Source organism: Wenzhouxiangella sediminis (assembly GCF_003410055.1).
Classification (GTDB): Bacteria; Pseudomonadota; Gammaproteobacteria; order Xanthomonadales; family Wenzhouxiangellaceae; genus Wenzhouxiangella; species Wenzhouxiangella sediminis.
This window is the reverse complement of the sequence record NZ_QUZK01000015.1, coordinates 1-10283: the sequence shown is the minus strand read 5'-3', so window position 1 is coordinate 10283 and position 10283 is coordinate 1. Positions and strand designations below refer to the sequence as shown.

Annotated in this window: 10 protein-coding genes; 5 read left to right on the top strand and 5 right to left on the bottom strand. The window is 65.9% G+C overall.

Annotation, left to right across the window (positions count from 1 at the left end; all coding sequences use genetic code 11):
• Positions 1–133 precede the first annotated feature (133 nt).
• From DZC52_RS03435 to DZC52_RS03425, 3 genes are all read right to left on the bottom strand, one after another.
• A complete protein-coding gene (locus DZC52_RS03435; protein ID WP_116649726.1) occupies positions 134–625 on the bottom strand; it encodes a macro domain-containing protein in 492 nt (163 codons plus the stop codon).
• Between the two features lie 88 nt (positions 626–713).
• A complete protein-coding gene (amt, locus tag DZC52_RS03430; RefSeq protein WP_116649725.1) occupies positions 714–1973 on the bottom strand; it encodes an ammonium transporter in 1260 nt (419 codons plus the stop codon).
• Positions 1974–2262: 289 nt separating this feature from the next.
• Positions 2263–2601, bottom strand: a complete 339-nt coding sequence (locus DZC52_RS03425) for a P-II family nitrogen regulator (protein WP_116649724.1) — start codon at positions 2599–2601, stop codon at positions 2263–2265.
• 215 nt (positions 2602–2816) lie between these two features.
• Between DZC52_RS03425 and mutM the strand changes: the two genes are divergently transcribed.
• The 5 genes from mutM (at position 2817) to DZC52_RS03400 (ending at position 8209) form a co-directional block, all read left to right on the top strand.
• Entirely contained in the window at positions 2817–3629 is an 813-nt protein-coding gene (mutM, locus tag DZC52_RS03420; protein ID WP_116649723.1) for a bifunctional DNA-formamidopyrimidine glycosylase/DNA-(apurinic or apyrimidinic site) lyase, read from the top strand.
• Positions 3630–3960: 331 nt separating this feature from the next.
• A complete protein-coding gene (locus DZC52_RS03415) occupies positions 3961–6015 on the top strand; it encodes a protein-disulfide reductase DsbD family protein (RefSeq protein ID WP_181918748.1) in 2055 nt (684 codons plus the stop codon).
• Positions 6016–6048: 33 nt separating this feature from the next.
• Complete coding sequence (locus tag DZC52_RS03410; RefSeq protein ID WP_116649721.1) at positions 6049–6660, top strand: thioredoxin family protein; 612 nt, start codon at positions 6049–6051, stop codon at positions 6658–6660.
• Between the two features lie 159 nt (positions 6661–6819).
• Positions 6820–7029, top strand: coding sequence for a DUF3185 family protein (locus tag DZC52_RS03405; RefSeq protein WP_116649727.1), 210 nt, complete (start codon positions 6820–6822; stop codon positions 7027–7029).
• A 28-nt stretch (positions 7030–7057) separates the two neighbouring features.
• Positions 7058–8209 carry a trans-sulfuration enzyme family protein gene (locus DZC52_RS03400; protein ID WP_116649720.1) on the top strand — a complete coding sequence of 384 codons (1152 nt, stop codon included), beginning with the start codon at positions 7058–7060 and terminating at the stop codon, positions 8207–8209.
• A gap of 239 nt (positions 8210–8448) precedes the next feature.
• Here the strand turns inward: DZC52_RS03400 and DZC52_RS03395 are convergent, their stop codons facing one another.
• Positions 8449–9984: an amidase gene (locus tag DZC52_RS03395; protein ID WP_116649719.1), complete on the bottom strand. Its 1536-nt coding sequence runs from the start codon at positions 9982–9984 to the stop codon at positions 8449–8451.
• Positions 9866–10283: hypothetical protein (locus tag DZC52_RS15590; protein ID WP_220338256.1), on the bottom strand; the 418-nt coding region annotated here is incomplete at its 5' end. The genes DZC52_RS15590 and DZC52_RS03395, both read right to left, overlap by 119 nt.

Sequence of the window (10283 nt, the reverse complement as noted above, 5' to 3'; positions counted from 1 at the left end):
CGACTAACGCCTACGACGTGTCGAGACCCCCGCACCGCCCGGTGGCACCAACCTCACCCAGGCCCCAGGGCAAGACGCGCCGGAACGAATGAACGAATTAACGAACGAACGAAGGAACGAACAAACGCCCCCCTCATTCGACGAGTCGCGAGAACACGTCCTTCGTCTTGCCGTCGAACAGCACGAACCGGAACACGAGTTCGGCCGGCGCATGTTGCTGCACCGTCTCGACGGCGATTCGGGCCGCTTCTTCTAGCGGGTAGCCGAAGGCGCCGGCGGACAGGGCCGGGCAGCCGATCGAGCGGATGCCGTTGTTGGCGGCGGCTTTCAGGATGTTGCGGTAGGCGGCGGCCAGGAGTTCGTCGGAGGGATTGTCGATGCCGTAGCGCGGGCCGAGGGCGTGGATGACCCAGGCGTTGGGCAGCGCGAAGCCCTCGGTGACCACCGCCTGGCCGGGTTCGATCGGGGCCAGGGGTCGGCAGGCTTCGGCCAGTTGCGGCCCGGCTGCGCGGTGCAGCGCGCCGGCCACGCCCCCGCCGGGCATGAGTTGGGCGTTGGCGGCGTTGACCACCGCGTCGAGGTCGGGCTGGTCGGCGATATCGCCTTCGACGATTTCGATCGGCATGGGACCTCCCTCATGGTCGAACCCTCAACGGAATGGCCCCGGTCAGCCGCCGCCGACCGGGGCCGGTCCTCATCATGCCATGACGATCCTAGTCGCCGCTTCCGGTCGCCACGAATTCGGGATACGCCTCCATCCCGCAGTCGACGTGATCGAGGCCGGCCGCTTCGTCTTCGGGGTGGACACGCAGGCCCGTGGTGGCCTTGAGAATGGCCCAGAAGACCAGGCTGGCGGCGAAAACGAAGCCGCCGATCACGGCCAGGCCGGCCAGCTGGCCACTCCAGGTTGCGCCGTCGTTGGTCCAGAGCACGATGAGCACGCCCCAGATGCCGCAAGTGCCGTGAACCGAAATGGCGCCGACGGGATCGTCGATCCTGAGCTTGTCGAGGAGCACGATGGAGCCGACGACGAGGCCGCCGCCGACCGCGCCGATCAGGGCGGCCTGGGCGGGGCTGGGCGCAAGCGGCTCGGCGGTGATCGAGACCAGGCCGGCCAGGGCGCCGTTGAGCGCCATGGTCAGGTCGGCCTTGCCGAAGGCCGAGCGGGCGACGAGCAGGGCGGCGACCAGGCCAGCGGCGGCGGCGGCGTTGGTGCTGACGAATACGCGCGCGACGTTGTTGGCCGATTCAACGCTGGAGATCGCCAGCTCGGAACCGCCGTTGAAGCCGAACCAGCCCATCCAGAGGATGAAGGTGCCCAGGGTGGCCAGGGGCAGGTTGGCGCCGGGGATGGCGCGGGCCCGACCGTCCGGGCCGAAGCGGCCCTGGCGCGGACCGAGCAGGAGCACGCCGGCGAGCGCGGCGGCCGCGCCGGCCATGTGGACGATGCCCGAGCCGGCGTAGTCGCTGTAGCCGAGACCGTCGAGAAAACCCTCGCCCCAGCTCCAGTAGCCCTGGAGCGGATAGATGAAACCGGTCAGGAACACGGCGAAGGCGAGGAAGCTCCACAGCTTCATGCGCTCGGCCACCGCGCCGGAGACGATCGACATGGCGGTGGCCACGAACACGACCTGGAACATGAAGTCCGACAGCCCCGAGTAGTAGATCTCGCCGCCGCTGGCGAGCACCGCCTCGGGGCTGTGGTCGGTCGCCGATAGCAGCCAGTCGATGCCGGGCCAGAAGCCGTTGATGCCCTCGGCCGGATACATCAGGTTGTAGCCGATGAGCATGTACATCAGGCAGGCAATGGAATACAGGGCGACGTTCTTGGTGAGGATCTCGACGGTGTTCTTGGCGCGCACCAGCCCGGCTTCGAGCATGGTGAAGCCGGCGGCCATCCACATGACCAGGGCGGCGCAGACCAGGAAGTAGAAGGTGTCGAGGGCGTAGCGTGTTTCGATGATGGTTTCCATTCTTTGCTCTCCAGGGGGCCTCTGAATGACTCTGCGCGGGCGCGACGGTGCCTTTGCGGGAGGCTCCGGCTTGGCTTGGGCGAGCGCGGTTTGGTCGCTCCAAATGAGCGAGGCCAAACGAGGCGGAGACCCCGCAAAGGCGCCGGCCCTTCGGGTTTCGCCGGAAAAGCCGCATCTCGCGCGTTGCGCCCCTCGGCCGTAGCTATGGCTACTGTCACTCGGGTCGCACCACGCGATCTGCGGCTTTTCCGACTGAAACGCGCTCCGTGCAGAGTCATTCAGAGGTCCCCTAAATGGCGTCGGCGTCGCGTTCGCCGGTGCGAATGCGGATGACCTGGTCGAGCTCGGCGACGAAGATCTTGCCGTCGCCGATGCGACCGCTGCCGGCCGATTCCTGGATGGCCTCGATCACGTCATCGAGCCGGTCGGCGTCGACCGCGATCTCGAGCTTGATCTTGGGCAGGAAGTCGACGTGGTATTCGGCGCCTCGGTAGAGCTCGGTGTGCCCTTTCTGGCGACCGAAGCCGCGCACCTCGGTCATCGTCATGCCGGTGACGCCGACTTCGGCCAGCGCCGAGCGCACCGGGTCGAGCTTGAAGGGTTTGATGATGGCCGTGACCAGTTTCATGGCGAATCTCCCGTGGATGTCCCCGAGATACAGCGCAATTGGCGTGCCATGTGCGCAAAGCACTGATTTACAGGGGTTCCATGGCGGTCGCCGCCGGCGCCTTGCCCGACTTCTGAGCAGGTGCTGCCCGGATTCAGGGCAGGTCGATCACCTGGAAGACCGCTGGCCTGCGCGATAATGCGGGATCGCCGAACTGCGACCCCTTACCCAAACCGATGCCCGAGTTGCCCGAAGTCGAAACCACGCGCCGCGGCCTGGCCCCCCTGGTCGAGGGCCGTCGTGTGGCCGCGGTGACCGTGCGCCAGCGGCAGCTTCGCTGGCCCATTCCCCGAGAGGTGGATGCCATCGCCGGACAGACCGTCACCGCGCTGGAGAGGCGCGCCAAGTGGCTGATCTGGCGCCTCGAGTCCGGCTCGCTGCTCTGGCACCTGGGCATGTCGGGCTCGTTCCGCGGCTGGGAGAATCCACCCGCGCCGGGGCCGCACGACCACGTGGACCTGGTCGTCGAGAACGGCCACGTGATCCGTTACACCGATCCGCGACGCTTCGGGGCGTTGCTGTGGGGCGGCGAGGACCCCCACGCGCACCCGCGCCTGACCGCGCTCGGCCCGGAACCCCTCGGCGATGCCTTCGACGGCGAGTGGCTGTGGCGGCTCAGCCGCGGTCGGCGCAGCCCGGTCAAGGGGTTCGTGATGGACGCGAAGACCGTCGTCGGCGTGGGCAACATCTACGCCTCGGAGGCCCTGTTCGCCGCCGGGATCCATCCGCGCCGGCCGGCCGGGCGCATCAGCCGCCAGCGCTACGACGCGCTGGCCGGCACCATCCGCCGGACCCTGGCCGACGCGATCGAAGTCGGCGGCACTTCGCTTCGGGACTTCACGGTGGGCGACGGCACGCCGGGATACTTCGGGCAGTCGCTCAAGGTCTACGGCCGGGACGGCGAGGCCTGTCCCGGTTGCGGCGAGCCGATCCGGCGCGAAGTGATCGGCCAGCGCAGCACTTTCTATTGCCCCAGGTGTCAGCGTTAAAGAACGTCCACAGAGCTACTGCGCGTGCGCCTGACGGCGTCCGGCAGCGTAGGCAACGAAGGCTTGGCGGTTTTCCGCAGGAAAGGAGCCAAGCAGGAGTGCCGTTAAACGCGTACTCGGAATCCTCATGCACGGACGTGTACACGCGCAACGGCTCCAATACGGCGCTCCTTGCATTACGCGCAAACCGCACCGTATATTCCGCCTGCGCTGCGGTTCCTGCATTCCGGCGGCCACCGTCAGCCACACGCTCGCTACGCTCTGTGAACGTTCTGGCCAAGTCCAAACAACGATGCTTGATCGGATGAGAAAACTAGGCTTCGTCTTCAGCATGTCGATAATGCCGCTGCTTGTGCTGGCGGAGCCTCTTGCCGAACCCGGTCCGGTGCAGCGCCCGCATATCGAAGTCGAGCTGGTCAGCGAAGTCGAACACGTGCAGCCCGGCGAGCCGTTTCGCGTGGGCCTGCGAATGCTGCCCGACGCGCACTGGCACACCTACTGGAAGAACCCGGGCGACTCGGGGCTGACCACCGAGATGGAGTGGACCCTGCCCGAAGGCGCCGGCGCATCGGGCATCGCGTGGCCCTATCCCGAGCGGGTGCCCATGGGTCACCTGGTCAATTACGGCTACGGCGGCGAGCACCTGCTGCCGGTGACCATCACGCCGCCCGAGGACCTGGCGCCCGGCGAGGAATTCCCGATCGCCGTGGCCGCCGAGTGGCTGGTCTGCGAGGAAATCTGCATTCCCGGCGATGCCGAGCTGTCGATGACCCTGCCGGTGCGGGCCGGGGCCGCGCCGAAGAACGATTCGGTCGCGGACCTGTTCGCCCGGGCCGACGAGCGCCGGCCCGAGATCGTCGACTGGCCGGCGCGTTTCGATACCAGCGGTGGGCAACTCGCCGTCCAGGTCGAATCCGACGAACTGCCGACCGACGCCGAGTGGACGGTCTTCGTCGGCGCCGAGAACATCGTCGACCATGCCCGGCCCGCCGAGACCGCGCAGCTCGAGGGCGTACTGCAGGCCGGCCAGCCGCTGTCGCCCTATCTGGGCGAGATACCCGATGCGATGCCCGTCGTCTTCGTCGACGACCGGACCGGCCGGGCCTTCGAGGTCACCGCCACGCCGGGCTCGCTGCAAAGCACCGGGGCCGCCGCGGCAAGCGCGGGCCCGACCGAACCGCCGATCGGCTGGGGCCTGGCCCTGCTGCTGGCCCTGGCCGGCGGCGTGCTGCTCAACCTGATGCCTTGCGTGTTCCCGGTGCTGTCGATCAAGGCGATGAGTTTCGTCGCCGGCGCCGGGCAGGACCAGCGCGCCCACGGCCTGGCCTACACCGCCGGCGTGGTGCTGAGCTTCGCCGTGCTCGCCGGCGTCCTGCTGGCGCTGCGCGCCGGCGGCGAGGCGATCGGCTGGGGATTCCAGCTGCAGTCGCCCTGGGTGGTGGGCGTGCTCGCCTACGTGCTGTTCGCCCTGGGGCTTTCCCTGTCCGGGCTGTTCGCTTTCGGCAACCGCCTGATGGGCGCCGGCCAGCAACTGACCGAGCGCGAGGGCGTTTCGGGTTCCTTCTTCACCGGCGTGCTGGCCTGCATCGTGGCCAGCCCCTGCACCGCGCCGTTCATGGGCACCGCCCTGGGCGCGGCCGTGCTGATGCCCTGGCCGACGGCGATGAGCATCTTCCTCGCACTCGGCTTCGGCCTGGCGCTGCCGATGCTGGTGCTGAGCTTCTCGCCCGCGCTGGCCCGCCGCCTGCCGAAGCCCGGGCCCTGGATGGAGACCTTCAAGCAGTTGATGGCCTTTCCGCTGTACCTGGCCGTGGTCTGGCTGCTCTGGGTGCTGGGCCGACAGGTCGGGGCCGACGGCCTGGCCGCGGTGCTCGGCGGCATGGTGGTGCTGGCCTTCGTGCTGTGGCTGGGCGGCCGGAAAAGCCGCGGCGCCACGATGAACAGCATCCGCCACGTGGCCCTCGCCCTCGGTGCGGTCGCCGCCGTTGCCGCGCTCGGCGCGGGCGTTCGCATGCAGCAGTCCCCGGGCGACGTCGAGAACGCCTGGTGGGAAGACTATTCCGCCGCACGCCTGGCCGAACTGCGCGGCGATCCCGAGCGCGCCGTGCTGGTCAACATGACTGCCGACTGGTGCATCACCTGCAAGGTCAACGAGGGCGTGGCGCTGAACACCGACGCGGTGCGCGAGGCGCTGGAAGCCCACGAGGTCGTCTACATGAAAGGCGACTGGACGCGCCGCGATGAGGCCATCACCGCCTACCTGTCAGAATTCGGGCGCAACGGCGTGCCGCTCTACGTGCTCTACCCGCACGACGGCGGCGAACCGACCGTGCTGCCCCAGGTGCTGAGCCCGGGCCTCGTGGTCGGGGCGATCGAATCCCTTTAGTCCGTTCGAATCAACGAGCAGAGGAAGACCGACATGATCCATCGAAACATCCAGTTGTTTACCGCCGCCGTCATCCTGGTGATGTCCGCCGCGGTCATGGCCGCCCCGCAGATCGGCGAGCCGGCGCCCGATTTCAGCGTAGTCGACACCAAGGGCAAGGTGCATTCCCTTTCCGACTACGCCGGCAAGACCGTCGTTCTCGAGTGGACCAACCATGAGTGCCCCTTCGTGGCCAAGCACTACGGCGCCGGCAACATGCAGGACCAGCAGCGCACCGCGCGCAACGACCACGACGTGGTCTGGCTGAGCGTGATCTCATCGAAGCCGGGCGCGCAGGGCCACATCAGCCCCCAACGCTCCGACGAGCTGACGGCCGAGCGCGACGCCTATCCGAACGCCGTGCTGATCGACGAGTCCGGCGAGATGGGCCACGCCTACGATGCGCGCGTCACACCGCACATGTACATCATCGACGCCGACGGCATCCTGCGCTACATGGGCGGCATCGATTCGATTCCCAGCGCCGACCAGGACGATATTCCGGAAGCGACCCAGTACGTGATGGTCGCGCTAGACGAGATGGCGGCCGGCGAGGCCGTCTCGCAGACGACGACGCGGCCTTACGGGTGTACCGTCAAGTATTGAGGGTCGGGTCGGGGTTGCCGGGGAGTGAATCGCGTTCATACGAAATCGGAGATTTCCAAATCACGCGATCCACTCCCCGGCAACCCCTCTGTTTAGTGGTTGGAGAATGGATCCGTGGGGGGTATGCTCCAAGGCCTCTTCCATTTCCCGGAGCACGCCATGAGCAGCAACAAGATCGCGGGCATCATTCTGATCGTCGTCGGAGCGGGTCTGCTGTACTTTGGCCTGCAGTCGGCCGGTTCTTTCGTCGGTGAGATGCAGGAAGCGGTGACCGGGCGATACAGCGACGAGACGATGTTCTATCTCATCGGCGGCGGGGTCAGCCTGGTCGTCGGCATCGTGATGCTGACCCGCCGCGGGCGGCGTTGAGTTTCAGGCACAACGCGAACGACATTCCATGACCGACCGAGACAAGCGAGCACCGGCCACCGATTGCGTGCATGCCGGAGAAACGCAGTTGCCCGGCGCGATGGGGATCAACACACCCGTCGTCACCAGCACCACATTCGACTATCGCGAAGGCGGCGTGCGCTACCCGCGCTACGTCAACGCGCTCAACCACGAGGTGGTCGCCGGCAAGATCGCCGCACTGGAAGGCGCGCAGGCTGCCCGCGTGAGCGCCTCGGGCATGGGCGCGATCAGCGCGGTGTTCCTGAGCCTGATGAAACCCGGCGACCACGCCGTGATTCTCGACGGGCTCTACGGCGGCACCACCGACCTGGTCGAGGGACTGCTCGAACCGATGGGCATGCGCTTTACCACCTGGAACGGCGATCCGGATTCACTCGCTGCCTGCTTCGAGAAGAACACGCGGCTGCTGATGGTCGAGTCACCGACCAATCCACTGCTTTCGATCGTCGACCTGGCCGCCACGGCGAAGATCGCGCGCGAGCACGATGTCGTGAGTTTTATCGACAACACTTTCGCCACGCCGATTCTCCAGCGCCCGATCGAACACGGCTTCGACCTGGTGATGCATTCGGCCACCAAGTATCTCGGCGGGCACTCGGACCTGCTCTGCGGCGCACTGGCCGGATCGACGGAGCTGATCGAACGGATCCACCCCAATATCGTTCGCCTGGGCGCAACCCTCAACGGTCAGGACCTGGCCCTGCTGGAGCGCTCGATAAAGACCCTGGCGGTGCGCGTGGAGCGGGCCTCGGAAAACGCGGCCGAACTGGCCCGGCGGCTCGATCGCGATCCGCGCATTGCCGAAACGCTCTATCCCGGACTGCCGAGTCATCCCGGCCATTCGGTGGCGGCGAATCAAATGAGCGGCTTCGGCGGGATGCTTACTTTTCGCATCGCCGACTCGATCGATCCCGAACCCTTTCTCGACAGACTCACGATGATCCGCCCGGCGGTCAGCCTCGGCGGCGTGGAGTCGACCATCAGCCAGCCGTCGAAGACCAGCCACGCCAAGCTGAGCGACGAAAAACGAAAGGCACTGGGCATCGACGATCGCCTGATGCGCCTGTCGGTCGGCATCGAGGGCGTCGACGATCTCTGGGACGACCTCGATCGGGCGCTTGGGGGTTCGTCGCTTTAAAAGCAAAGTCTTTAAAACGCAAAGACGCTAAGCAGCAAAGAACGCAAAGGAAGGAAAAAGGGATTAACTGAGCCTCGACTTGCTCTCGGGGAATGCGTAGTACGCCCGGGCAGAGCACTAGGCTGAACAAGAATTTTTTTCAGTTGTTTTTTTGTTCTTTTTTTTTCGCGTTCTTTGCTGCTTAGCGTCTTTGCGTTTTAAAGGTTTTTCTGACTAATCGATCCACGCCACCTAAGTACCTACAGCCCCGGCTGGACGCGGGCCTGGGTGGCTTGTTCGAACGCGTAGGCGAGGGCGAGCAGGGTGGGTTCGCTCCAGGCGGTGCTGAAGAAGCTCAGGCCGACGGGCAGGCCTTCGATATGGCCCATGGGCACGGTGATGATGGGATAGCCTGCGCGGGCCGAGGGCGAGGAGCTCGATAGCTGGAAGTTGTCGCCCAGGATCGGGTCGGTCATCCAGGCCGGCGAACCGGTCGGGGCGATGATGGCGTCGAGTTCGTGTTCGGCCAGGACGCGGTCGATGCCCTTCTCGCGGCTGTGCTCGAGCACTCGGGCGAGGGCTTCGAGATATTCCTGGCTTTCGATGTCGTCCTTGTCGGCCGCCCGGAACAGCAGCGCACGGTCGAAGCGGGCCGTCTCTTCGGGATCGTTGCGGACGGCCTCGACCATCGCCTTGTAGTTCTCGAAGGGAGCGCGATCGCCGAGCGCGGCCAGGTAGGCATCCATGCCGTGGTGGAATTCGTAGAGCAGCACGTTCAGCGCGTCGCCGCCGATGTTCTCCTCGGTGATCGTCTCGATCTCGACGATCTCGGCACCGGCCGATTCGAGCGCGGCCGCGGCTTGCCGGGTCAGCGCCTTGACGCGATGGTTCTGTTCAGTGGGTCCCGTCCAGAGCCCAAGGCGCTTTCCTTCCAGGGCGCCGGCGTCGAGAAACTGCGTGTAGTCGGAATGGCGCACGATTGCGTCACCCACTGTCTTGTCGTCGGCCGGGTCTTCGCCGGCCAGGACACCCAGCAGCACGGCCGCATCGCGCACCGTACGGGTCATCGGTCCCGCGCTGTCGCTGCTGTGCGAAATCGGGATGATGCCGCTGCGGCTGACCAGGCCGACCGTGGGCTTGAGCCCGACGATGCCGTTGGCGTTGGAAGGGCACACGATCGAGCCGTTGGTCTCGGTGCCGATGGTCAGCGTGGCGAGGCCGGCGGCGGCGGCCGCACCCGAGCCCGAACTCGACCCGCAGGGATTGCGCTGCAGGTCATAGGGGTTCTTCACCTGCCCGCCCAGCCGGCTCCATCCGCTCGACGAGCTGCTCGAGTGGAAGTTGGCCCATTCGCTCAGGTTGGTCTTGCCCAGGATGATCGCACCGGCTTTTCGAAGACGCTCGACGATGAAGGCATCCTTCAGCGGCACGACGCCTTCGAGCCAAACGCTGCCGGCGGTGGTCGGCATGTCGGCCGTGTCGATGTTGTCCTTGATCAGGACCGGAATGCCGTGCAGCGGACCGCGCACCTTGCCCTCGGCCCTTTCACGATCGAGTTCGGCGGCGCGCTGGAGCGCGTTCTCGTTGACGTGACGAAGCGAGTTGAGCATCGGCCCGGATCGATCGAGCCGCTCAATGCGCTCGAGGTAGGCGGCGGTGATGTCCCTGGCGGTGAAGTCACCGGCCTCGTAACCGGCCTGGATGGCCGCGACATCCATCTCCGCCACGTTGGGCAACTCCTGCGCGGTGGCGGGCAGGGCCAGGAACAGGAAACCAACGGTCAACAGCAGGCGCATGGACAATCTCCGTGATTCGATTCACGCATGATGCCATTAGCGCGTTGGGAAAGATCAAAATCTTTTCAACGCAAAGACGCAAAGCAGCAAAGAACGCAAAGAAATTCAAAAGCCGAGAACCACCGAAGTCACCGAACACACCGAAGAAAGAAACAAAGACAAGACAACCAAGAACTTTCTCGATCACCTGGCCGGTGGGGATGTTCTGTTCTCTTTCGGTGAATTCGGTGTCTTGGGGGGACTGTCCTGAGATTTGTGTAACTGCCCATTGATACGTACTGTAAATCAGGAGTTTATCA